Source organism: Psychrobacillus sp. FSL H8-0484, from assembly GCF_038005325.1.
Lineage (GTDB): Bacteria > Bacillota > Bacilli > Bacillales_A > Planococcaceae > Psychrobacillus.
On record NZ_JBBOSZ010000001.1, the window covers coordinates 808,164 to 834,687 of the forward strand.

General features: G+C 37.3%; 20 protein-coding genes. 17 read left to right on the top strand and 3 right to left on the bottom strand.

Going from position 1 to position 26,524, the window contains the following annotated elements; genetic code table 11:
• Positions 1–16 precede the first annotated feature (16 nt).
• The 13 genes from MHH81_RS03700 (at position 17) to MHH81_RS03760 (ending at position 20,648) form a co-directional block, all read left to right on the top strand.
• On the top strand, positions 17–4,807 hold the full coding sequence (locus MHH81_RS03700) for an endonuclease (RefSeq protein ID WP_340918009.1): 4,791 nt from the start codon (positions 17–19) through the stop codon (positions 4,805–4,807).
• Between the two features lie 543 nt (positions 4,808–5,350).
• Positions 5,351–6,715, top strand: a complete 1,365-nt coding sequence (locus MHH81_RS03705) for a DUF2628 domain-containing protein (RefSeq protein WP_340918012.1) — start codon at positions 5,351–5,353, stop codon at positions 6,713–6,715.
• A gap of 646 nt (positions 6,716–7,361) precedes the next feature.
• A complete protein-coding gene (locus tag MHH81_RS03710; protein WP_340918014.1) occupies positions 7,362–8,636 on the top strand; it encodes an L-cysteine desulfidase family protein in 1,275 nt (424 codons plus the stop codon).
• 338 nt (positions 8,637–8,974) lie between these two features.
• Entirely contained in the window at positions 8,975–10,165 is a 1,191-nt protein-coding gene (locus tag MHH81_RS03715) for a M14 family zinc carboxypeptidase (RefSeq protein WP_340918016.1), read from the top strand.
• Positions 10,166–10,512: 347 nt separating this feature from the next.
• A complete protein-coding gene (locus MHH81_RS03720) occupies positions 10,513–11,427 on the top strand; it encodes an NAD(P)/FAD-dependent oxidoreductase (protein ID WP_340918019.1) in 915 nt (304 codons plus the stop codon).
• Positions 11,428–11,498: 71 nt separating this feature from the next.
• A complete protein-coding gene (locus MHH81_RS03725) occupies positions 11,499–11,717 on the top strand; it encodes a hypothetical protein (protein WP_340918022.1) in 219 nt (72 codons plus the stop codon).
• Positions 11,718–12,132: 415 nt separating this feature from the next.
• Positions 12,133–12,768 (top strand): hypothetical protein, encoded by a 636-nt coding sequence (locus MHH81_RS03730; RefSeq protein ID WP_340918024.1) that lies wholly within the window; start codon positions 12,133–12,135, stop codon positions 12,766–12,768.
• A 209-nt stretch (positions 12,769–12,977) separates the two neighbouring features.
• Positions 12,978–13,217 (top strand): hypothetical protein, encoded by a 240-nt coding sequence (locus tag MHH81_RS03735; protein ID WP_340918026.1) that lies wholly within the window; start codon positions 12,978–12,980, stop codon positions 13,215–13,217.
• Positions 13,218–13,318: 101 nt separating this feature from the next.
• Positions 13,319–13,951 (top strand): hypothetical protein, encoded by a 633-nt coding sequence (locus tag MHH81_RS03740; protein WP_340918027.1) that lies wholly within the window; start codon positions 13,319–13,321, stop codon positions 13,949–13,951.
• 501 nt (positions 13,952–14,452) lie between these two features.
• Positions 14,453–16,810: a bifunctional 2',3'-cyclic-nucleotide 2'-phosphodiesterase/3'-nucleotidase gene (locus tag MHH81_RS03745; RefSeq protein WP_340918029.1), complete on the top strand. Its 2,358-nt coding sequence runs from the start codon at positions 14,453–14,455 to the stop codon at positions 16,808–16,810.
• A gap of 399 nt (positions 16,811–17,209) precedes the next feature.
• Positions 17,210–17,830 carry a hypothetical protein gene (locus tag MHH81_RS03750; RefSeq protein WP_340918031.1) on the top strand — a complete coding sequence of 207 codons (621 nt, stop codon included), beginning with the start codon at positions 17,210–17,212 and terminating at the stop codon, positions 17,828–17,830.
• A 99-nt stretch (positions 17,831–17,929) separates the two neighbouring features.
• Positions 17,930–18,592, top strand: a complete 663-nt coding sequence (locus MHH81_RS03755) for a ribonuclease H family protein (RefSeq protein ID WP_340918034.1) — start codon at positions 17,930–17,932, stop codon at positions 18,590–18,592.
• Between the two features lie 598 nt (positions 18,593–19,190).
• On the top strand, positions 19,191–20,648 hold the full coding sequence (locus MHH81_RS03760) for an S-layer homology domain-containing protein (RefSeq protein ID WP_340918036.1): 1,458 nt from the start codon (positions 19,191–19,193) through the stop codon (positions 20,646–20,648).
• A gap of 275 nt (positions 20,649–20,923) precedes the next feature.
• Here the strand turns inward: MHH81_RS03760 and MHH81_RS03765 are convergent, their stop codons facing one another.
• Positions 20,924–21,676 carry a hypothetical protein gene (locus MHH81_RS03765; RefSeq protein ID WP_340918038.1) on the bottom strand — a complete coding sequence of 251 codons (753 nt, stop codon included), beginning with the start codon at positions 21,674–21,676 and terminating at the stop codon, positions 20,924–20,926.
• 192 nt (positions 21,677–21,868) lie between these two features.
• Here MHH81_RS03765 and MHH81_RS03770 point away from each other — a divergent pair, with 192 nt between their 5' ends.
• A complete protein-coding gene (locus MHH81_RS03770; RefSeq protein ID WP_340918040.1) occupies positions 21,869–22,420 on the top strand; it encodes a DoxX family membrane protein in 552 nt (183 codons plus the stop codon).
• Positions 22,421–22,511: 91 nt separating this feature from the next.
• On the opposite strand, the gene MHH81_RS03775 is transcribed toward MHH81_RS03770, so the two are convergent.
• Together MHH81_RS03775 and MHH81_RS03780 are read right to left on the bottom strand one after the other, a co-directional pair.
• Positions 22,512–23,114, bottom strand: a complete 603-nt coding sequence (locus MHH81_RS03775) for a VanW family protein (RefSeq protein ID WP_340918042.1) — start codon at positions 23,112–23,114, stop codon at positions 22,512–22,514.
• A 380-nt stretch (positions 23,115–23,494) separates the two neighbouring features.
• Positions 23,495–23,911, bottom strand: a complete 417-nt coding sequence (locus MHH81_RS03780) for a hypothetical protein (RefSeq protein WP_340918044.1) — start codon at positions 23,909–23,911, stop codon at positions 23,495–23,497.
• A gap of 466 nt (positions 23,912–24,377) precedes the next feature.
• On the opposite strand from MHH81_RS03780, the gene MHH81_RS03785 reads away from it, so the two are divergent.
• From MHH81_RS03785 to MHH81_RS03795, 3 genes are all read left to right on the top strand, one after another.
• Complete coding sequence (locus MHH81_RS03785; protein ID WP_340918047.1) at positions 24,378–24,872, top strand: competence protein ComK; 495 nt, start codon at positions 24,378–24,380, stop codon at positions 24,870–24,872.
• 269 nt (positions 24,873–25,141) lie between these two features.
• Complete coding sequence (locus tag MHH81_RS03790; RefSeq protein WP_340918049.1) at positions 25,142–25,633, top strand: hypothetical protein; 492 nt, start codon at positions 25,142–25,144, stop codon at positions 25,631–25,633.
• 322 nt (positions 25,634–25,955) lie between these two features.
• A complete protein-coding gene (locus MHH81_RS03795; RefSeq protein WP_340918051.1) occupies positions 25,956–26,435 on the top strand; it encodes a metal-dependent hydrolase in 480 nt (159 codons plus the stop codon).
• Positions 26,436–26,524 lie beyond the last annotated feature (89 nt).

Genomic DNA, 26,524 nt, shown 5'->3' on the forward strand with positions numbered 1-26,524 from the left:
AAGGAGAATTGTTTAGATGAGTAAAAGGAATTGGAAAAAGCCAATAAATGCTTTTTTATCAGCTAGTTTAATAGCAAGTCTAGTACTGCCAGCGATTCCAACAAAAGCTGTAGCTGCTACAAGTGCAGCTGATTTGATTATTTCGGAGTATATTGAGGGTGGAAGTTTTAATAAGGCTATTGAACTTTACAACGGGACAGGAAAAGCTGTTGATTTAAGTACTTACACTTTAGAAGCTTATATGAATGGTAACGCTGATTCACCATTAAAAGTAAATCTAACAGGTTCTTTAGATCACGGGAAAACCTTTGTTATTCATCATAAAGATGCACATGCTGATATTAAAAGTAAAGGTAATCAAGTAGATTCAAACGTAATTAATTTTAACGGCGATGATGCAATCGTTCTAAAAAAAGCAAATGAAGTCGTTGATTCCTTTGGACAAGTAGGTGTAGACCCTGGGACTTCATGGGGAACAACTATAAAAACAGCCGACTTTACACTTGTTAGAAAAAGTTCTATTACATCTGGTGATACGAATCCTAATGATGCATTTGATCCAGCTACAGAATGGATTGGTTATCCAAAAGATACGTTAACTTATATTGGTTCCCACGATATGGACGGCTCAACAGATCCAGAGCCAACTGAGCCAGTGGCAGTAACTTCAGCTACAATCGCTGGAACAGCAAAAGTAGGCGAGACTTTAACTGCTTCAGCAAATGAAGGAGCAACAAATGTAAAGTACCAATGGCAAGTTGCTGATACAGCAGAAGGCACTTACACAAATATTGCTGGAGCTACAAATGCAACATTAGTATTAGCTGCAGAACAAGAAAGTAAATTTATCAAAGTTACCATTAGTGGTGACGAGGAGTCATCTATTACAAGTGAAGCAACAGCACAAGTAGCTGTAGCAGATCCAGAAACACCTGTTGAAGTAATGTCAATCGCTGATGCACGCACAAAAACAGTTGGTCAGGAAGTAACTGTAAAAGGAATCGTAACAGCTAAGCTAAAAAATACGATTCAACTCCAAGATCAAACAGCAGCGATCGCTGTACGTCCAACATCACTTGCTATTGAAGTGGGCGATGAAGTAACACTTAAAGGTACATTGAAAGAGTTTAATAATCTAATTCAAATCGATCCAGCTTCAATCGTGACAAAAGGTGAGAACGTTAGTGTTCCTGCACCTGTAGTTATCACTGGAGATAAACTAGTGGAAGAAAATGAATCGAAACTAGTAACGATTAAAAACGTAACAATCACTGCAAATGCGGGTTCAGGAAATTACACTGCAACAGCAGATGGTGCGACAGTTGCTGTTCGTGACGAAGTAGGTGATTTTGGTCTAACTGAAGGCACAACATATGAATCAATCACTGGTATTGTGTCTCAGTTTAAAGATACGTACCAAATCATCCCACGTTCTCAGCAAGATATTATAGCTGATAGCTCTATCATCCAACCCGTTTTTGCTAATCCGGATAGCGGAACATATGTAGGAAGCAAAACAGTTACATTAACTTCAAACTCAGCTAATGCTGAGATTCTTTACACAATAGATGGATCAGATCCAATCGAAAAGGGTGTTAAATACGAAGCACCAATCGAAATTACGAAAGATACGACAATCAAAGCAGTTGTAAAAACCGCTGATGCGAAGTTCAGCGAAGTAAAAACTTTCGAATATAAAATTACAGATAGCCTACAAATCCACGACATTCAAGGGGCTAACCACAAATCATCATTTGACGGTCAAACTGTAGAAAATATTCAAGGTGTTGTAACGTATTCTTTCAAATTAGGTACTGCAAATTACTACCATATACAAACACCAGACGCACTTGCTGATACTGATGCAAAAACGTCTGAAGCAATTCTTCTATTTAGTGGCAAAAATGCTTGGCCAATCAATGTAGGGGATTTAGTATCTGTTACTGGTAAAGTAAGTGAGTATGTTTATGATGGATATGCCGGTAACGAACGTCAAGTAACTGATATGAAAACAACGCAAATCAATGTTCGTGATGATCAAGGTGGTAATGTTAAAGTTATTCAAAAAGGTATGGACTTACCAAAACCAATCATCATTGATGAAAAGAACCTACCTACTCAATCTATTGACAGTGATCAACTAGCACAATTTAACCCAGATGTAGACGCACTTGATTTCTGGGAAAGTATTGAAGGAATGCGTGTAGAAGTTGGAAATGTGAAAACAGTTGCTCCACAAGAACACGGTGATCTTGTAACAGTTCTTGAGAACAAACAAACGAACTCTTTACAAGGTGGAATTTTGCTAGAAAAAGATAACCAAAACGCAGATCGTATCCAATTCCGTTTAGAGCCGAATAGTCCAGCTCGTGATTTTGAAGTTGCGACAGGCGATAAATTTAAAGGTCCGATAACTGGAGTGGTCGGTTATTCTTTCCAAAACTATAAAATTTACGTATCCTTAGATGAGATGAAAGCAGCTCATACAAAAGGAGCAGCAACACCAGAACAAACAAAGATTGTTAAAGAAGATGACAAGCTAACGATTGCTTCTTATAACTTAGAAAATTTCTCAAATAACACACAGTCAACGACAGTTGATAAAGCAAAAAAATTAGCAAGAGCGATTGCAAAAGATATGCAAGGTCCTGATATTGTTGGTGTGACTGAAGTTCAAGACAATAACGGTCAAACTGCTGGTGATTCTAAAGCTGACCAAAGTTATCAAAGACTGATCACTGAGATTGAAAATGCAGGCGGACCGAAATATAAATATTTGAATATCGACCCAGTGAACAACCAAGACGGTGGGGCACCTGATGCTAATATTCGTGTAGGTTTCTTATATAATCCTGAGCGTGTGTCATTACCAGAAGGGATTACTGCAGGAAATGCAACAACCGCTGTTGGTTACGAAAATGAGAAATTAACATTAAACCCTGGACGAATTGATCCAAACAACGCTGCATTCAATAGTAGCCGTAAACCTTTAGCAGCACAATTTAATTTCCAAGGTGAAAGTGTTGTTGTTATTGCGAACCATTGGAACTCAAAAAATGGAGATACTCCATTATTCGGTTCACAACAACCACCCGTTTATGGAAGTGAAGCGCAACGTAAACAAATTGCAAACGTAGTGTCTAATTTTGTTAAGGACATTAAAACAAAAAATCCAGATGCGAACGTTGTATCTCTTGGTGACTTTAATGACTTCCAATTCTCTGACGCATTAAAAATCCATGAAGGCGATCACATGACAAATATGATCAACAAAGTAGAAGCTTCTGATCGTTACACATATGTATTCCAAGGAAATTCTCAAGTACTAGATCATATTTTAGTATCAAACAACTTAAAAGATAAAACAAAAATTGATATTCTTCATATCAATGCTGACTTTACGGACATGGCTGGACGTGCATCTGACCATGACCCTGTAATGGTTCAAATCGATTTACTTGCTGGTGATGTTGTTGCACCGATTGAAGCTAAAAAAGTATATAACTTAAAAGGCATCAAAACGAAAAAATTAAACCTAGCATCTCCAAGTGTTGCAGTATCTGTAGATGAAACTTCTGAGATTACAGAAGGCGTATTCCTAAAAGGCGAATACGCTGAGCTTACAGGTGCTGGATTCAAAAACCTAACAGTGACGATTAATCCAAACAAAGTAGGTGCAATTGTCGACTTCAAAGGTACTGAAGTAAAAGAAGTTATCATTGATGGAACAAATGTAAAAGAAATCCGCGGTGCGGAAAATATCAAGAGCATTAAGTTCATCAACGGTGCAAGTGCAGAAACAATTAAATTCACAAATGTTAAAGGGGAACCCATTGCGGTTCCTTCTTTGCCTGATGGCAACAAAGCACCTATAGTGAAAAAAGAGATTCCTAACGCAACGATTAAAGCTGGAGAATCCATTTCTATCTTATTAACAGATCATTTCTCTGACCCTGAGAATGATAAGCTAACTTTTACTTCTACTAAAGGGACAATCAATTACGCAACTTCAACATTAACGCTGAATCTAGAAGCAGGTGACCACATCGTAGGTGTTACAGCTAACGATGGAAAAAACACTGTGACTGCAAGTTTTACTGTCAAGGTAACAGCTGAAGGTAGCTCAACTGATGCTTACTACCAAACAGCACTTGGTAAAGAAGGTCTAGCATTAAAAGTTGCTTTACATGAAATTATCGATGACCATAAACAACTTACCTACGACGGAGCATGGGAAGCATTGAAAGAAACGGATGAAGATCCTAATAATAAGAGCAATGTAATTTTGTTCTATTCTGGAATTTCTCGTTCTAAAAGTTTAAATGGTGGAGATGTGGGAGATTGGAACCGTGAACACACTTGGGCTAAATCACACGGAAACTTCGGCACGAGCATGGGGCCGGGAACCGATATTCACCACCTTCGCCCAACAGACGTTACGATCAATAGCACTCGAGGTAATTTAGACTTCGATAATGGTGGCAGCCCTGTGAAGAATTGTAACGGATGTTATAAAACTGCAAGTTCATTTGAACCACCTGATCGTGTTAAAGGTGATGTTGCACGTATCCTTTTCTACATGGCAACTCGCTATGAACAAGGTGATCGAGTAGATTTAGAATTAAACGAAAAGCTTAATAATGGAACAAACCCATACCATGGAAAGCTTTCCGTTTTACTAAAATGGAACGAACTGGACCCAGTGGATGATTTCGAAAGAAACAGAAACAACGTCATTCAAAAATGGCAAGGCAATCGCAACCCATTCATCGACCATCCAGAATGGGCAGACCTAATCTGGAACTAAGAATTGTGTGAGAATTGTTTGCGTGCCTGGCACCTCCGAATCTTGATATCCATCAAAACCCGGCGACTTTAGATCACTACATGCCTTGGTCAAAAACAATCCAGGCAATATGTAGTACAAAATAAAATAAGCCGTATATTCGATTAAAAAAATCGTGATATACGGCTTTTTGTGATGCGTACCGGAATAGTGCGCTTATTTTTTATAATTCGGGCTAAGGGCTAACGGAAAAGAGATTCATTTTAGTAGTGATGATGGTGTGTGGGGGAGAGTGTATTTTAGTGGATTTAGTTGAAATTGAATTGAGCTTAGAGCTTTTTTTCATGGGTTTAAATAATACATATAAATATACGCCGCCTAATTAAGAAAGGCTAAATAAGGAATAATGAAAATGGTAATGCATATCATTAGGAAGGGATGAAAGTATTTAAAATAGGAGGAATGTAACTGTTCTGTACTTCATGTCGTTCTAAAATAAATGAAGCAGCAAAATTTTGTTCAACTTGTGGCAAAGAGATTACTGAACAAAAAGTGGACAGGGAATTGATTTACAATAGTAGAAGGAATAGAAAACAACCGGATATAGATAATCATTTACTGGGATTATTTATTGGAGAAAAAAAGCAAAACTATTACATACGAAAATGGTCAAAAGGATTGAATTCTTGGAACTGGGCGGCATTTTTCTTTTCATTATTTTGGCTTGGTTATCGGAAAATGTACAATCCAATTCTCTTGATTTTGGGAATATATTTAGTAATTGACCTAATTGTTACAATGCTGGGGATAGACGATACCGTACTCAATAGTTATTTAGGATTAGCTGTTGGAGTCACTTTCGGAATTACAGGTAATAATACATATCGATTACATGCAATCAAAAGAATTCGTAAAATGATGGAGAGTAATCCAACTAATCCTGAATTATTACACGACAAAATTCAATTGAGAGGGGGGCCAAGCTGGAAAGGTTTTTTTGCATCAGTTGGGTTATTCTCAATTTACATTTTATTAGCAATGAGCATTTTTTCCTTTGTTCCTTCTATTAACGATACTGTAGAATCTGAAGTAGCTTATGATATTGAATTCGATGTTATAGAAGTTCTTGAAGACAATATACAGGCTCTCCAAAATGAGCATTTTGATGACTATATGGCTATGGTGTATATAGATGATGACCAAACTATTTATGAAGAAACAGTACAAATGGTAAGAGGTATATTTGAAAGATTTGATTTGGCATATGAAATTAGTGATTATGAATTTTTATCAATTTCCCAAAATGAAGTTAAAGTACGCGTAACTCAAACAACAACTCTAGTAGACGGAGAAGATTTTCGTAATAATGAATCAGTTTTCATCCATACACTTAGACCCCAAAAAGGAAAGTGGAAGTTTTTTGACACGGAAGTGGTGTCTGTAAGCTACTTAGATGAAGATATATCGGTTCAAAATAATGTCGATAGTTTATCTAATGAACCTGCATATATAACCTTACATGCACCTAGTATGTTTGATTTTATTATTACGAATGAAATTGACTTAAATAATGATGGAACCCTAGAAATAGTTTCTTTTAATGGGGGACCAGAAGAAAGTAGCAACTACATGAATGAAAATGTAGAGATAAAAGTTGAATTTGATACGGGTGAAATATTTTCAGTTCCTGTTAGTGCCGAAAATCCACCTATTTTATATTTGTATGATATTAATTTAGATGGTTGGATGGAGTTGTTTTATGAAACGGGTGCTCGTATTAAAGGAACGGATATGTACCAATTCACTCCTGATGGATTGGAATATGTGGATACATTCAACGGAGCCATCGAAAAGCTAAATGCATATGAAGTATTTACTAACGAGGATTATTACACTTTAGATAGTTACTTGAAAGTTACTAATCGTTAGGGAGCGCAAAATGATGGAATTACAGAAAATGATACTAATGTATCTAATGAAACATCCGATAATAATTCAGAAAACCAATTATCACTTGGTATTAATCAAGAGGTTTTTCTGAATTACTTCATCGAATTTTATAGCGAGAACCTATTGAAAACGGAAAGCAGCCCATTAATCACAGATTACGAACTTTCATCGGACAAAGAAGGGAACTTTAATTGAAGTAAAGTTTCAATTTTCTTTAAAGCAAGAAAATATAGTATCTCCCTGCTCTTGCATATCATTTTAATCGGTGGAACCAGAAAAAATAGGAAGTATCCCATAATAAAGAAGTAGCAGGGCGTCCGAAATTGTATCTTCGGACGCCTCTTTTTTGTGTAGGATGATTCACTTCTCTCATTATCCAAACCGAAAGTACCATGTTTCTATAGGTTACAGGTACGTCAGCTACAATTTGAGGGTACAATTGAGTCTGGCATAGGGAAGTTAGAGTGATTTGGACTTAACCTTAGCAATACCTACCATCATCGTCCAAATGTATGGTGGTTAAATTGGAAAAAAGAATGTATTCTTTAAACAAGTTTTCAATTATGATTAAGTTAGGAGAAAATTAATTTTTCAGTGTTATTTTATTTAAAGGGGGATGTAGCAAATGGAAGAGAATAAAATTTCAATGATTTTAGAAAAGGAATTAGTCGTGGCACTTGGATGCACGGAACCGGTTGCTATCGCGTTGGCAGCTGCTACTGCAAAGAAGCATGTGAACGGGGAAATACAAGAAGTAATGGTGAAGGCTAGTGGCAATATTATTAAGAATGCTAAATCTGTTGGAATTCCTGGGATGTCAGGGAAAGGTCTGGATTTCTCTGCAGCGATTGGGGTAGTTGCTGGCAACCCAGATAGAAAGCTGGAATTGTTAGAGGGGCTTACGAAAGAAGATGAACGTTTAGCTTTTAAGCTCATTAATGAAGGGAAAGTGAAGGCTAGCCAGTCGGATAGTCCGAAGCGGTTATTCATTGAAGTCACTGTCCAAACGGATCAGCAAAGTGCTAGAGTCATTATATCGGATAATCATAGTAATATCTCTTTAATTGAAGTGGATGGCAAAGCAATTTCTCGAGGTGGATGTGAGAATCTAGGGGTCGCATCAGAAGGGGAAGAACTAGACAAATTATCGATTGATGAAATTTATGAGTGGGTTATTCAAACCGATCTGAAGAACTTGGCACTGGTCAAACAGAGTATTGACTTGAACAAAGTAATTGCTCTCGAGGGACTTTCAGGTGATTACGGACTTAATGTTGGAAAAACTATTCAGCAAAATGTTCAAAAAGGCATATTATCAGATGATTTAGCAACTGTCGCTATGTCCCTTGCAGCGGCAGGATCGGACGCTCGAATGGCGGGCTCCACACTTCCTGTTATGGCGAACTCGGGAAGTGGAAATCAAGGCATTGCCGTAACGCTTCCAGTCGTCGGTGTAGCGGAGAAACTCCAAGTTTCAGAAGAAAAAATGATTCGAGCAGTAGCACTTAGTCACTTAGTTACCATCCATATCAAATCTAAATTTGGCCGCCTATCCGCATTATGTGGGGTGACTGTTGCTGGAATGGGAGCAAGTGCAGGTATCGTCCATTTGCTGGATGGGTCACTACAACAAGTCAAAGGGGCTATACAAAATACTATTGGGAATGTATCGGGAATGATTTGCGACGGAGCAAAAGCGGGATGTGCTATGAAGGTCTCCACTTGTTCTAATGTTGCCGTTCAGTCTGCTTTACTCGCTATAAACCACCAAGAGATTCAGTCTACAGATGGCTTTATACATGAGGATGTAGAGAAAACGATCGATGCTTTCTGTACATTAGGAAACGAGGGTACAAGGCAAACAGATGAATTGATTTTAAAATTAATGATGGAAAAGTAAAGGAGTGAAAAAAATAAGGCGGAAGAGAAGATTTGAAAATACTTCTCTGTGTTAGATTCTAATCGTTTCTGACAATAGTCTGAAATTCACTTACTATAATCTTCTTTACTTTTGGTATTTCAGTAGTAAATCTTTTTGTAGTAGTGGATTTGTCCTATAAACTCACTAACTTCGCTAGCCGAAATAATTAGTACTTCGTGTCACTAAAGATAGATGTATTTCGATCCAAAAGTTTTGTTTACATTACTAATTAATCAAATATTCAAAATATATTTACTATTAAATTTTCCTTTGTTATTCTATTAACGAATCTAAGAATAAGAAGGAGTGGATGGGTAGTGAAGAAGAAAATAGTTAGTACAATTGGAATTTTAGGATTATGTACAAGCTTGGCTTTCCCTGCTTATGCGGCTGATCCTGTAAATCAAGAAATGCATCATCATCCGTATTCAATCTCTGGTTTTATTAGTCACAGTGAGCTGCAAAAAAGTCTTAAACAGATCGAAAAATCAAGTAATGGGGTTGTACAGGTAGAGGTCGCTGGGCAATCACACAAAGGTTTGGATATTTACACGGTAAAAGTTGGGACGGGAGACAAGGTTATTCTTATTCAAAGTGAAATTCATGGAAACGAAAAAACTGGTACGGTCGCTATTTTAAATCTATTAAATAACCTTTCCACAAATTCAAAAGAAGCGAAAAAAATACGGGAAGAAGTGACTCTTGTATTTATGCCAATGATGAATCCAGATGCATCCGAAGGAGATAAACGTCGCAATAGTATGACATGGGCTGAAGTGGTGGAGGATTTCCCACAACTGGCGAGTGCTAAACCTTCTTGGAACTATTTAGACCGAGGAATCAGTCAAAGTTATAACTACGGTGAAAATCCAGGTTTCGATGTAAATAGAGATTTTAATCCAAATCTCAACTATGTCCCAACGGCACAAGATTTCCCAGGAGCATCCAATAAGCCTGGTTGGTTTATCACACCTGAATCGCAAACTTCTCGTGACGTATACAAAGCATTGAAAGCGGAATATGGAAACGTAGATGTTTTCATAGATCTACATCATCAGGGCATGTACTATGTGGACGGCACGTCGGATGAAGTAACCCTTTCGCTATCTGCACAGTTTGTTCCAAATCCGAACACGCCTGAAGGAACGAAATATGCCCAATATGCTGATGACTATAACTATGATTTTTCAAGACAATTGAACGTTGCAGCTTATAACGAACTACAATCTTATGGAAACTCAAAGTTTACAAATATTTCTCTTTATTCTCAAGGGCTTGATCTTCCAGGCACAGCACTTGGAAGTTATGCACTGAATGGAAGTGGAACGGTGCTTTTTGAGGTGAAAGGACAGACACAAATGATGGGACATAAGGAAAAAGGACAACTTGTTAAATCGGTTGAACGTGGACTCGAAGCAATTATCCAAGGAGTTGCAGATGGCTCTGTTGAAACATTGAATCCGGAAGATTATGAGAAGATTCCACTGACATCTAATAGTCCTTCTTGATGTCCCGGTATCAGAATCTATTCTAAACGATACTTACAATTAACTACAATTCTAGATTCATACTAACAAATAAGACCTCCTACACTTGAATTGATAAAGTGTAGGAGGTCTTTCTAATATTGAACTTTATTTTGAAAAGTTTTTAGATCCATAGCATAAAGGAGAAGGTTTTCAAAGTGAGTTTCAAATTGTATCATCGACAGCTCTTCCTATGGTAGGAAATGTAATATTTTACCCTTTCATCTAAAAAATTTTCGTTTGAATATGTAAAAAGAAGGTAAGAGTATCAATATATTTGTAAAAAAACGGACTGAATTTACATAACGTTTTTAAGCGGAGGAACAGGAATGAAGGATTGCACTATTATTGGCGGGGGACCAGCAGGTTTAAATGCGACATTGGTATTAGGAAGAGCCAGACGAAGCGTTGTAATGGTCGATAGCAACGAGGCACGCAATAAAATCACTCATGAGGCACATGGCTTCGTTACAAGGGATGGGGTGAAACCGAATGAATTTCGTGAATTGGCCCATCAGGAATTTAAAAAATACAATACGATCGAGACAATGGAAGACAAGGTCATGGAGATCATTAAAGAAGCGGATAGTTTCACAATCAAGACGGATAAAGGGATGGAATGGAAGACAAGAAAGGTTGTGTTGGCTACAGGCGTCACTGAAAAGTTTCCGAACGTGCCGAACTTCCGAAATTATTACGGCAAGAGCATATTCAACTGCCCTTATTGTGATGCGTGGGAACTGAGAGACCAGCCACTCGCGTTGTTCGGGGTTGTGGAATATACGATCCACATGGCAGAGATCCTTCGCAATTGGTCCAAGGACTTGGTTATCTTTACAAACGGTGACAAAGTGACAAAAAGCCAGTTAAAACACTTGAGCAACATGCAAGTACGGGTGGAAACTAGTCCAGTAAAACTACTTACTGGTAATGACGGGCTGCTTCAGGGCGTTGAGTTGGAAGACGGACTTGTCATCGAAAGAACCGGGGGATTTGTCACACCGGAATTGGTACAGGCCACGGATTTAGGGACAGCCATGGGTTTGAAGCTGGACGATACCGGGGGCCACAAGTGTGACGAAGCGGGAAAAACGAAAATTCATGGTTTTTTTGTAGCCGGGGAAGCAGCATCCGTTTATCCATCACAAATTATAATTGCGGCAGCAAGCGGTGCGACAGTGGCAATGGCCGTGAATGTGGAACTTACACATGAAGGGATTTTAGGGAGTGATAAACATGTTTAATCAGTGTGCTTGCAACAAGATGAGTTAATTAACCAAACTCAATATTTCTCTTATGAGAAGGTTAAATAGGAGTGGCGGGCGTACATCGAAGATTAGAAGAAATCATGGGTAAAGATAAAATTATAGGTAAAGGACCATTGGGTGGCTCAGAGGATTTCTCTCATATATCTCAAGCGGTTCCTTCTGCAGTTGTTGTTTTAGGTACAGGTAAAGAGGGAGAACCACCAGTGCACAATCCTCGCATGCATCGAATGAAGACATCTTTAAATATGGTTCGACTTTACATGTAAATGTTGCAATGGAATGGTTAAAAGCTCAACATAATTAGTAGAAAAAATAGTCAGTGATCATCTTATAAAGAAGTGAAGGAGCAACCGAAATTGTATCTTCGGTTGCTTTTTGTATGTATAGGAAGTATCAATTCTTTCATTTTCCCAACTTAAAATACTGAGTGTTCGGAGGTTATTGTTGAGTGGTGGATTTTCCAAAAATTAGGGCGTTTTTGTGTCTGTCGAAGGGGAGATAATATCAATTTTTTGCCAATTGCAATTGCGGGCTGAGAGATAGATATATTATCATTTAAAGTAAATAGGCTGCAATGATAGCTAATATTTGTTTTTTAAGAAGTGAGTATTAAGAAATTCAAACAGGGCTTTGATTTCCACATTAAATATAATAGAGGACAACCATTTAGGAGGGGTTTACTTGAACAATGTGAAGGCTTTTGGTCAATTTGAGGAGCGGAGAGGGTATGTATTCCGTACGTCTGCTTATTTGCAATGGGGATCGAGTACGAAATCGCTTGGAGCTTTTCTTTTTCTGAATCCCGGAAGAACGGAACTTTTGACCGGACCTGTGATAGGAGAAGGAGAGGTACTTTTTGGTGAAGTGAAAGTGGATTTGATGATGGAGCAGAAGCGAAAATTAGTCGAACGTATCTATAGCACCGAAAAATTGGATGGACGTGTTCATCTATACAATCTGTTTTCCTTGCGAAATACGAAAGAGCAAGACCCTATTGATTTGTTTGAGGTATTAGTAAAACTAAGTGATGTTCCTGTTATCGATGCTATTCCTTCCATGGAAGAATTGAGACATCACCCGTGGATCTGCAAATGTTGGGGGATTAATAATAATCCAAATTGGAAGCAATTAAGCGTGCGAAAACAAGCATGGACAAAACAACTAGAGGATGCAGGTATCCCAATGTTTGGGAAGCCGCATCATAATGGAATTGACTATTTCCATATCCTACCGCATTTGAAAATAAATCAACAAGAGTTATTGGATGATTTGGTAGGGATTTATCGGAAGGAAGTACAAGGTAGTGATGGTGTTTAGTAACTATGGTAGATGCAGCAGAAGAGTTGGAAAAACATAAATACTTATCTAATGTAGTATAAATGGAAATATAAAGTTTTTTATTATGTTATTTGAACTACATGATATTTACTTGTTTAATTCTTTGTGCTACGATTTTAATGAAAATAAATATACTGAATAGAGTTTTTTTACCAGTTGATACGTGCGAGTTTAGGAGGCGCTTTGTATTGAAATTACATGTGATTATGGGGGTTACAGTTCATACAGGTTATATGATTAAAAAACTAAAAGAGAAAAGAAATGTGATGGTTATTGTTATGGATTATGATATGTCTGGTAATTTAGAGCTACAGGACTCGAATGGAGCCATCTATTGTTCCCCTACACAAACAAAAGCTTATATGGAAAAAGCTGACCGAGTTTTATTTCATCGATATGCTTTTGTGTTCCCAAAACTAAATAACTAGATAGAGTTGTCTCAGTTAAATCATTGGATTTGACTGGTTATTTTTTTGTTTTATTTAGTTGAATTTTTAGATTTAATTATAAGGGAGAAGGAAAATAGTAAATGAAGAAACAATATTTTAATCTCATGCAATTTTTTAATGGATATGTACGAAATTATCGAAGATTAAATTTGTCTTCCTTACATAATCGTTCCATGTTTACGAAAAGAGAAATAGATTATTTCGCCAATCTAGGTGAGATGCTTGGATTTGACACTTTTGTAGAAGATTCCAAGTTTGATAAGTTAAAAGGACGTTCAAGACCTAAGGACTTATCGTGGTGGAAGTGGGACAAAAGAGAAGATAAGGAGAATTTCTTATATCCTGCACTTCATTTAGAAAGAGAATTTGTCTGGAGTAAAGATGAGGAAACCATTGAAAAGCTCTTTTCTGATACCGAAGAAGGCTTTGTTCCTCATAACGTTATCGGGATTCAATACATTGCGTCAATGGATAGAATAGAAGTTTTAAACGCCTTGCTCATTCAAAAGAATAGGAGTCAAATGTCCAATGTATTAATGGTCTATCGTTTCTACGATGCCGAACTTGCAATAGAACAAGTTTGTGCCTATTACTTCACACCAGCAGGATTATATGAAACAAGAGAAGCCATTTGCAAAGAAGATGAGTCCGGATACTGGTATATGTGTTTTGAGGAAGAATTTGTGGGGTTACAAAAGCAAGTGAAGATATAGGTGAAACAGTTCATAATTTAAATGGAACTAAGCTTATCAGTAATATTAGCGCCAAACAGCCGAACGTCAACAAACATGAAGGTGCAAACAAAGTTGATGGAACAATACGCAAAAATGAAATAGCATGCGAAAAACCTCTTCATCGAGTAATGGATGAAGAGGTTTTTTGTGTTTTGTCGTGTTCGAGGTGGCGTTTGTCGCGCTCGGCAGTGGTTTTGTCGCGTTCGGCAATAGTTTTGTCTCGTTGAGGACTATTTATCCAATTTAATTAACTTGTAATTAGGAAATAATGGGTTTGAATGATGCAAAGAATATCCTCTTAGGTCTTTATTGAGCTGAGAGGGTATTTTTTTATCAAATTTGTGTGAGTTTTTAGCACGAATAGTAATTCAAATTAAGATTAATTTTCATTTTTTACAATAATTTAACACTTTTCTGACTTTCTTTTTGGTATAATATAATTGTTTCAATATTACAAATGAGAGATGAGGAATACTATTTATGTGGAAAAAAGTTTCGGCTTCAGCACTGGCTTTGTCGCTAGCAGTGAGTGGAATGGCTGGTGTGGAACAAGCAGCGGCTGCTAATAGTCAAGATGTCACGCGTGGTGAATATGTAAAAACGATCATTGAAGCAATGGGTGTTGAGTTAGGCACAGGTAAGTCGGTTACATTTAAAGATGTCCCAGATTCATTGAAACCGTATATTGAAAAAGCACTAGAGTTAAAGCTTATCACAGGAAAGTCTTCAACTGTTTTTGCTCCGAATGAAAAGCTTACTCGTGAACATGCATTTGTGATTGTTTCCAAAGCGGTAGCTGCGGACAAAACTTACGAAGAAGATACATTAAATAAATTTAATGATAAAAATAAAATTGGTAAAGAGAATCGCAGTCTTATTGCAAAAGCTGTAGGATTAGGTTTTTTAAACGGGTATCCGGATAATACGATGAAACCTGCAAATGTCTTAAGTAAACACGAGATGAATACGATTGTGCAACGCTTCTTAAAAGCATACAAGCCTGCGCAAGCGAATACGACGGTTTCTTTACGTATTTTAGGAACTTCTGATATTCATACAAATATCGTGAACTATGATTATTACAAAGACACAGAGTCTAATAGCTTAGGTCTTGCTAAAACAGCTACATTAATCAAAAATGCACGTACAGAAAATAGCAACACTTTATTATTTGACAATGGAGATGCAATTCAAGGTACTCCACTAGGTTCTTATAAACAAGCAGTAGACAAGCTAGTAGATGGGGAAGAACATCCATCTGTAACAGCAATGAAGCTACTAAAATATGATGGCGCAACGTTCGGGAATCATGAATTCAACTACGGTCTTGATTATTTAAATGAAGTAACGGATGATGCAAACTTCCCTTATCTAAATGCGAATATTCGCGATGCAGCTACGAAGAAATTGAAATATGCGCCATATGCATTGATTGACAAAGAAGTGGTTGATTCAAAAGGTAAGAAAACAACGATTAAAGTTGGGGTTACTGGTATTGTTCCTCCGCAAATCCTTAAGTGGGACAAGTCTCATTTAGAAGGAAAAGTGACAGTAGACGACTCTGTTCAAGCGGTGGAAGCAGTGGTTCCTGAAATGCAAAAAGCTGGAGCGGATGTAATCGTTGTTCTATCTCACTCAGGCCTTGGCAATATGACACATGAGGCTGGAGAAGAGGATGTAACGTATTTATTAACAAAAGTTAAAGGTGTTGATGCGATTATTACAGGTCACGCGCACCAAGTATTCCCTGGTAAAGTGGATGCTTCTTTAACTAATGTGGATGTTGAAAAAGGTACGATCAATGGAGTTCCAGTTGTTATGCCTGGTAAATTCGGTAGCCATTTAGGGGTTATTGATTTAGAGCTAGTGAAAAAAGGAAACGAGTGGGATGTAGCAGAGTCAAAAGCGGAAGTGCGTGCAATTGCAAAAGACGCTACGGACCTAGATCAAACTGTTGTGAAAGCAGTGAAAGAAGCGCATGATGGAACGATTAAATACGTTCGTCAAGCAGTTGGAACTTCAACAGCAGACATTCATAGCTACTTCTCCCAAGTGCAAGATGATCCATCGATCCAAATCGTAACAAACGCACAAACTGCCTATGTAAAAGCGAAACTGAAAGGTACAGCATATGAAAAACTAGTCGTTCTTTCTGCTGGTGCACCATTTAAAGCGGGAACTAGAAGCGATCCAGAATACTACACATTCGTTCCAAAAGGCGAATTAGCAATTAAAAACGTAGCGGATTTATATCTATATGACAATACGCTTTCCATGGTAAAAGTGACAGGAGCAGACGTGAAAGAATGGCTGGAAATGTCTGCAGGTCAATTTAATCAAATCGATGCAACGAAAACAGGAGAGCAACAGCTTATCAATTCAGAATACCGTTCATACAACTATGACGTAATTGATGGGGTAACGTATGAAATCGACGTGACACAACCTGCTAAATACGATGTAGAAGGTAAAGTGAAAAATGAAAGTGCATCACGTATTAAAAATTTACAATACAACGGAAAACCAATTGATTTGAAACAAGAATTCATCGTTGCAACAAATAACTACCGTGCAAACGGAACATTCCCAGGTGTGCGTAATGCGACGGCAATCGAAATCTACCCAGATGAGAACCGTCAAGCAATCATCGACTATATTCTTGCGGAGAAAACAATCGATCCATCCGCTGACGGCAACTGGAAGTTCGCTACAATACCTGCAAACGCACAAGTAGTATTCGAATCATCCAAAAAAGCAGAGAAAGTTATCCCTGCAAACGGAAGCATTAAATACCTTGGCGAAGGTACTGATGGTTTCGGAAAATACTCATTGAAATAATAGCTAAATGAACACCCACCTCTGTTTTTGTAGCAGAGGTGGTTTTTGTCGTGTTTGGCAGTGGTTTTGTCGCGTTCGGCGTGTGGTTTGTCGTGTTCGAGGTGTCGTTTGTCGCGTTCACAATGAGTTTTGTCTCGTTCATCCATATTATAGAAGAAAGATTACTGGTGCCAGGCACCAGTAATCTTTCTGTAATCTTAATGAAATGTATTAGAAAGAGCAGCCGAGATGAGATTTCGGCTGCTATTTTTGTTGTAGGAAATGGGTATTTGTTTCATTATCCAAAAGATTGTTTGCTCTTTGAAACGTGGTTCGACATAATTTGTCTTTCCTTTGTATTACAATATACATATATTTTTATTCGAGATGTTTGGTAGAGAAGGGAAAGGATGTGAAGAAGTGATTCCTTATCGAAAAGAGTCAACCGATAGTAGTGTTAATTTCCCTGAAAAGAATATTAAAAAAGTTTTTTCACGAAAAACAATATTGCTGTTAGTTTTGGTTCTTATAGGCTTTACACTGCTTGAAAATAGGGGATTTATTGTAGGTGAATTTACGATTGCGCGTCATAAGAAAATAACGACTTATTTGGATGAAGGCTATCGTTCGTATTATGATATCAATGCTCAATTTATCGTGCTGAATGAGAAGTTGCACACCCCAAGTGATCCTTTGACGAACTTTGAAATTTTAAATGCCCAGAAAGAATTGAACGTAGCGAAAGAAAACTTGACCGCTATTCGTGTTCCGAAAGAGTTTGAAGCCTTTCACATGAGCATTCAAGATGTCCTTGAAACATTAGAGGAATATTCCATTGCCCTAGAGAGAAATGTTACGTTAGATAGAAATAATATGCAGGAAATAAATTCACTAATTGCTGAGTGGAATATTCAAAATGGAGTAGCTAAAAAGTTACTTAGACAAGCATGTGTCGATGCAAATATAGATTATAAGGAAACGGAAACTGGTTTTGAATATAGATATTTCACCCATGGACAAACCGATGGCATTCAACGGTGAGTTTCATATTTTTGTTTAACTTATAGATGTTTCATAAAAATGATCTGTATTGGGAAAACTCAACATTATACAGACTCATTGGTGTAAGGAGGACTAGCAATGAATATCCGAATCGAATGGATTTATAGAACACCGAAAGGAACCGAAACGGTTTTCCACTCGGAGGAGATGCCCGCAGCACATGGAATACTGCTTGCAGAAGACATGGAGCGGACTGGTCGTGCCAAAAGCATTATATTTATTGACCGATTTGACAGCACATGGACGATCAAAGAAATGAAGAGTTATTTAAAAGGAATCGAAACCGAGCCGCATAACGTCACAGTTTATTTCGACGGTGGTTTCGATCTTGCGACGAGCAGAGCTGGTTTAGGTTGCGTCATCTTTTATGACCAGAATGGAAAGTCGTACAGGCTCCGGCGGAATGCACCATCTGCACAATTGACGTCGAATAATGAGGCTGAATATGCGGCGCTTTATTTAAGCTTGCAGGAGTTAGCGCTTTTAAATGTTCATCATCTACCAGTATGGTTCATCGGAGATTCCCAGGTTGTCATTAACCAAATGAACGGGGAATGGCCGGCTCTCGAGAAGGATCTATCAGGCTGGGCGGACCGGATAGATGCGAAGCTGAAAGAACTTGGAATCCAGCCAGAGTATGAACTCGTGCCGAGAAAAGCAAATGCAGAAGCAGACCGTTTGGCTACACAAGCGCTAAATGGAATTGAGATCACGGCGACAAGTGAAGTGACGGAGGATTAGTCGGAGGATTTAGTTTTGGTGCCAGTCACCCACACGATTCGGAAACTATTCTGATAATTAATCTTTGGTGAGAGGTATCCACACAACTTTCGGTACCGGTTCTAATACACTACTGAATTGTGCATGGACCTGGTACCTTTTTCAAATTTACAGTTCATTTAGTAAGAATCGCAAGGTAGTGTGCTAAAATCGCAAGATGACCTCTCCGATTCGCAAGATCACGCTTCCGAATCGCAAGATAGAATGTGTAAATCGCAAGGTAACCTCCCCGAATCGCAAGATGGCCACTATAAAAAGCCGCTCCATATTTAAACTGGAGCGGCTAGTCTTATTTCTTCGACTGAAGTGTATTAATGTAAAAATATGGTTGGATGAGACCTTCTGTAGAGTGAACACGACAAACAGAGACACGAACGCGACAAACCCACCACCGAAAACGACAAACCCACCAAACAATAAGTAATGTTAAATTTTTCTGGTGCCTGTCACTCACACAAATCGGGCACTAATCTGACAACTTTCCTTAATTGGATAATTTCTACATATTGGTATCTATTCTACTAATTTTTTAGTAACCTTAAGGTAGGAGGCGATACGAATGAGAAAATTAGCATTATTAGTAAGTTTATTTATTTTACTAGGAACGACTTTTTCATCACCCGCTCAAGCGCAGACTTTTACGGATGTTCCTACGAGTCATCAATTTTATGAACATATCAACTATTTATCTTCGGATAAGATTATTAGTGGGGTTGATGCCAATCACTATGATCCAAACGAATTTGTTACACGAAAACAAGCTGCTTTAATGGTTGCAAGAGCAATGAAATTGGATATGACCAAACAAAAAACTGTTTTTTCAGATGTGAGCATGCAAAATCAAGCTTCTGGTGCTATTCAATCTGCCAATGATGCGGGGATTATTAAAGGATATCCGGATGGAACATTCCGCCCACAAGAAGTTGTAACAAGAGGACAGATGACTAGTTTTATAGCAAGAGCTTTTAAGCTAGAGAAGGAAGCACTTCCTTTTGCGGATGTTTCACTAAATTCATCCGCTTATTCATCTATTCGGAAAGCAACTGCTTTTGGGGTTGTAGCAGGGTACTCAAAAGATGAGTTTAAACCAAATCAGCCAGTAACTCGTGCGCACTTTGCTGCCTTTTTAGCAAGAGCATTAAATGATAATCTGCGTCTACCTGTATATGCATGTGGATATAATCCAGAAAGTAAAACAAATCCAGATCGTCAAACCATCAACTGTTTACTGACAGAAGCGGCAAGAAATGCAGAAACAACGATTCCACCTGAGATTGTCAAAGCAGTAGCTTCCGTTGAAAGTAATGGTTGGGTTCATTTCCAATCGAACGGTGAACCGATGATTAGTAGTGACGGTGGGATTGGATTAATGCAAATAACAAACACAGCAGGATACGATGTAGAACGTTTAAAATATGACCTAACGTACAATATTGAAACTGGTATTGACATGCTTGTGAAAAATTTCAATAGAAGTGATTTGCCTAAAATTGCAGATCATAATCCGAAAAATTTAGAGAGCTGGTATTTCGCAGTCATGGCCTATAATGGAACAAAAGCAGAAAATAGTCCATTTTTCCAAGCTACTGGTAAAAGAAATTTAGACGCGTATCAAGAGAAAGTATTCCAAGCTATTCGCGAAAATGGATTGCTTTCTACAAATATTACTTCGATTGACATGACCAAAAATGATTTCACTTACGGGGAAGATACAAATCATTCCATCATATTTAATAAAAAGAACTTTACCCTTTCATCGAATGCAACTCCATCGAAGGAATTGTTAAGCGAAGGAAATCAAGTGAAGTATGATGGGAAAGGGATTCGTAAATTACCAAGTACAACGAATTCAGAACTTATCCCAACAAGCAAAGGAACAACAATGAAGATTATAGGGTCACCTATCTATGATCAACGAAAAGACTCCACTAACCATTTTGTATGGTATCCAGTGGAAACCATCATCAATGGCAAAAACGTATCAGGTTACATTTCCTCTTCCAATATAGTTCAATAGAATACGAGAAAGATCCTTTTGAGTCAATTGACTTGAAAGGATCTTTTTTTGAATTTGCACACCTTTATAATGCAGTATGCCCAGTAAATTTCGACGAATCGCAAGATAGAGTCCTCGAATCACAAAATCTAGTACGCAAATCGCAAATTCACGCTTCCGAATCACAAGATCAAGTACGCAAATCGCAAGTTCAAGTACTCAATCGCAAATTTAAGTACTTAGTAATCTGAAAAAGCAAAAAAAGAGATCCATGAAGGTCTCTCTTTCTTATTGTTTTAAAATAAGTAATTCATATGATTAAAATATCCACCTATTTTTGAATCACCAACGATGGTGAGAAACAATATAAATAGAATGATAAAGGTTACAATATACAACATAAATCCATATAGTGGGTCAATTCCAGATTGGTTTTTAGTAAGCAAAAATCCCATAACATAAAGTGGTAATATAAAAATACCGAAAACCAAGCAGATAGTTAAAAGGGCATTGCCGTATGTAACTGATTCTACAAGCATAAGTAATATGGAACCTGTTAACCCAATAATGAGTAGAGATAATTGCCCCCCATAAAAACAGATGATTGCTTTAAATGTATGTTGTGGGCCAAAAAAATTGCTGATGAGAAAAATGGAAAGTAAGACGATTCCGATCAAAAAAAATGTAAGTAAAAATGCTTCCATAAAAAAGGATAAAAAGTTCGGTGAATGACTTGAACTTAAGTTTTTAGTTAATAAAAATAAGGAAAGTGTAAAAAGTACGGTAAATAAAATAATACTAACAATACTGCTCGTAAACTCATTTTCTCCTTGATTGTATGCTAGGGAAGGTTTTTTTAGGCGTTGAATCAAATAAGAACTATATGTTTTCAGTTTCGATTTTATACTTTCTACATGTACGTTTGGTTTTACTGATCGTGTTCTTGAAGCAATAGGTTCCGTATTCAAAATTGGCTCCCCCAATTTATTTCCACATATACTACAAAACATCCCAACTGATTGTTCGTGACCACAATTTGAACAATTCAAACAATAATCCTCCTTTATTTCTAGTGCGTTCATTTTGTACTGATTATATGAAAATTCTAAATCTTATATTCGTAATACTCTCAAACCATAGATGTAACAAAAAATTCCTTTTTTGTTTACATGATAGACACATGACTATATAGAAAAGGAGAATGTTAGATTATACAATGGGGTTAAAGAGGAGTGATTAATATGAGAGAAAAAAGTACTGTTTATTTTCCAGAGAACCCAGTTTCTCGATTCTTATTTAGTAGTACTCGTTCTGCGGTTATTTGGTTAATTATCCGACTTTATCTAGGTTCCACTTGGTTGAAAGCTGGTTGGGGGAAATTACACAATGATGCTTGGACAGGGGAAAATGCTGGAGCTGCACTCACCGGATTTGTGAATGGTGCACTTGCAAAATCACAGGAAGGCGCAGATGTGGCTGGATGGTTTGCAACTTTTCTTGAAAACACTGTGCTCCCACATGCAAAGTTGTTTTCGTTCGTAGTAGCATATGGCGAGTTATTAGTAGGATTGGGCTTAGTGTTCGGTTTACTTACTGGAATCGCAGCTTTTTTCGGTGCTTTCATGAACGTCAGTTTTCTGTTTGCTGGAACGCTTAGTACTAATCCATTGCTTTTCATCCTAGCCACTTGGTTAGTACTTGCTTGGAAAGTAGCAGGATGGTACGGATTGGATCGCTGGGCTCTGCCATTATTAGGTACTCCTTGGGATAGAAAAAAGAATAGTGCGCCTTAAAACACAACGCCAGAAGAAAAATAATGCATTTTTCTTCTGGCTTTTTTTGATTTTTAAGACTTGGAATGGCGAGGAAATTTGGCTGCCGCTTCTAACTATTTAGCAACATCTCTGGCTTGATTTCATATTTAACTTCCGCATGATTTTTGATTAGTAATTCTTCCTTCATATAGTTCCCTGTTCTTTTATCCACCGTTTTTCTCCAAATTTCATTCTGTCTAAAGTTCTTTTCATGCTGCTTTGAAAATGAATGATTCCGTTCCTCAAGATGATAAGAATAGCGCATTTCCTCGTTCGTATAAATGGCCCCCTTTAGGTGATCATCGGTTAACCAAACGCGTATCTGAAAGGACTGTTCCGTTGTATTACGAAATCGTAAATCCACATAATTGTAAAAAACACTTGCACCGCTGCCAAATGGAAGAACTCTTCCTTCGTCCGGGAACGGATCAAAGCTGTGATGATGTCTTTCTGAAATGGTCAAAGGAGTGTGTAAGGCCATCCAATAAAGGAGATTAGCTAGCTGACAGATTCCTCCCCCAAAGCCTGTTTTCACTTCTCCCCTCGAGAGCTGCATACCTTCTATATATCCTTTTGCCTTGGTTGTTTTACCTACTAATTCCCAAAATGAAAAAACTTCACCTGGGGAAATGACAATTCCGTCGATTTTACTCGCTGCAATGGAAAGATTCACTATCTTATTTTCTTGGAGCTGTGGATCGCTATCACCTAAACGCCTCCGTAAAAGCGATTGGTGTTTTTTACACGTATAAGCATAAGACGTTTTCATCAGATGCTTGGCAAATTTTTTTCTGTCTCTCACGTTCTGTATAAAGCGAAATAGCCATTTTTGTTTTATTCTAATGTGATAAAACAATGGATGGATCTCGGATAATCTCACATGTTTCTCCCCCAGTTATTCAAACGATGTAACCATTATATGTGTACCATTCTTTGTTCACCCATCATATTCCTTTATAAAGTCACGGGATGAATGCAAAAAAAGCTCTTTGCTTTAGCAAAGAGCTTCCATTTTATTTATGGACTTTTTCATTTTACTCAAATGAAGAGTATTTAAGTATTACTTGAGTGGGTAGGATCTCTATCTGTATTCTCCTGTTTTGCAGGCGATTCGTTATTATCTTTGGGTAAAGATTCTTTTGTGCTAGGTAGCTTTTTCTTTTGAGATTTTGGGAAATCTAATTGTCCATTGCTATCTTGTACTTTTTCATTGTAGTATCGCACACTATACATGGAGCCTTCCTCTACCATCCGATTATCGTCTGGATCATGAGGATGTGAATGACCAGCTTTCATCATTTGTGTAGGCTGATGTTTCCTTGAATCCACATAGGAAGAAACTTTCGTTTTCGTATTTTTCATAGTTACTTTCGCAGTTTCTCTATTTTCCATTTTATAAAGATACATAAAAGCGAAGCCAGCAACTCCTCCTATTAGCATAGCTCGTTTCTTACCCTTTAACATCATCATCACTCCCAATAGGCATTTTATTTAGGTTACCCATATCAGGTGGTGGGCAAACATTTCCAATTTTTAGAAATATGCCAACGTATTCGCAAAATCGACTCAACAAATCGCAAAAACGGCCTCTAAATCGCAAGATAGACACTAAAAATCGCAAGTTCACCATAGTAAATCGCAAGATAGACACTCAGTCTATGCATTATAGTACTCGCTCCAACTAGCATAATTTGTTTATGATCTATTTTCAAATACATAAACTGTGCGATTTTTTAGTAGATATAGGACGTTTTCTCTAGGTAATACTTGACGATTCCTAACGAAGAATAAGAAAATGCGTAATATTTTAATAAAATATGTGACAATTGGATGAATTTAATCCAAAAAATTATATATATTCAGTATATTTAGACTATGAGATTAGGAGGAGATTTGGTAGGGTGTAAATAAGGAGACGGCAAGGGGAGATATATTTTTGATCAATTGTGATTCAAATTTAATTGGTAAGCGAACATTGATGCTCGAATCATTTTTTTTAGATGGTTATCAATCGAAAATTACTACAACCCATGGAATTTATTTTTCAGGAAAGACAATGCTTTATTTACTAGATAAAGCTTGTATTCGTTATGCTTCTACGCTAGAAGGGCGAATAGAAGCAATCAAAAAAATGATGAACTATCTGAATAAAACACCACTTCTCATCCATCCATATGAGATTGGCACTTTTCCGACAATGTCCTATAAAAAATTAGAATGTGTTTGGATTTTTAATCATCAATTTGACGTGGAAGAGCTTAGTAAAGGGATTTCGCAACTGACATTTTTTGATGGTACATGTGTTACTGTGAATGCTTCCAAACACGTCCTATTAAAACAACAACAAAGACTACTCACCACAATCAGCACCTATAACCTCATTCATCGAGAAAAAGACCTCTACATAGGGAACGATTTTAGAGAAAAGTAAAAAGACGGAATCATTTTTTCAAGCAAATTATCATAATAAAAATTCGTCTCCTACTGTTTTTGTGCAAGAAGATAAGATAAAAGGAAAAACGGATGATTTTTTACTTAGTCGTTTTTTGCATGGACTACTTTACCTATATTTAACTGTACGAAAACTACAAATTATTCAATACAATAGAAAGAGAAAATAAATCATTATATTAGACTGCTAAAGCGAGCATCAGAGTAAAAATCAGGTAATTCACTGTTTGATAGAATAGGAGAATTTATGTGGAAAATTTAAATGTTTATATAGATTTTCAATTGAATATTGAAGAAGGTACGCCGATATTCAGTGCTCAGGCTACATGCTTAAGATATACAGAAGACTTAGAAAGAGCGATTACTGTTGGACATGCCACAGTGTTTTTGGTGAAACTAAGCCAAGATACATATTTAGATGTGTGTGTAGACGCAGATTGCATTTGCGCGGATTTATATACTGCACTGACAAGCTTAGAGAAGATTTGTGATCTAGATAATTTACAAGGGCTAGTAGCTACCTTTCACACCTTAAGTATGACGGAAGAAGGAAAATGCTTAGAAAATGCATTTATGGAAAAAATCATCGAGCAATTAGCTCTTTTAAATGTAGAGGTCGTTTTAACAACAGATGCAAATGAGACACTTAAGTCTTTAGGATTTGAAAACAATGAAATCTCAGATAACCTTTCCGTCATGTATAAGTATTTACAGAAGCAGTATGTAACTTTGGAAAAGTAGCCCTAGTGAACATGCTGACGCATTAGTTTCAATCTATTTTAAGGGAATTCAAAAATAAAAACGTTTCTTTTTCATAGTTAACGCTAGGAGAGTGAAACGTTTTTTATGCTGGAAGTGGAATTTCTCGAGTATACTAATCAAAAATTAGAAAATAGTACCACGAAAGAATAAAAGTCATACCTAGATAAATGTCTAAAAGATACAGTTTTATTTGTTAAAAGAACAAATTATTGTGAATTGCTCCATTCCTTTGCCCAAATGGTGTAAAGTAGTAGAATGCACGTTCGTGTATGATAAAAGGAAAAAGGAGAATAAAGAAGGCATGACAGGAAACACACACATCTTAGGCGGTATCACAGCAAGTCTTGCTTTTGCACAAGTTTCGGATTACGATCCAGTGATTTTAGTTGGTGCAGGTGTCGTAGGGGCACTGCTACCAGACATTTGCCATGGAGGTAGCAAAATTGGTCGGACGTTTCCACTCCTATCAAAAGTGATTAATTCACTTTTTGGCCATCGTTCCTTCACCCATAGTTTGCTATTTTTATTTCTGATGGGAGCGTTATTAAATTCATTCGTGACCAATGAATCGGTGGTAAAGGGAATTTTGGTTGGAATGGTGAGTCATTACATATTGGACATGGCAACTAAAAATGGCATTAAATTGTTATTTCCAATAAAAATGACCATTCGTTTTCCTATTACGATGACAACAGGGGGAGCAGTAGAGAATGGGGTATTTGCAGCATTATCACTTCTTTCTATGTATTTTGCATATGGAGCGCTTGCAACCTATTTTTGAAAGTAAAATGTAGTAACTAAAAAGCACCTTTAATCTGATGTCAGTCGGATTGAAGGTGTTTTATTTTCCTGTATTAATGCGTTAGGTAT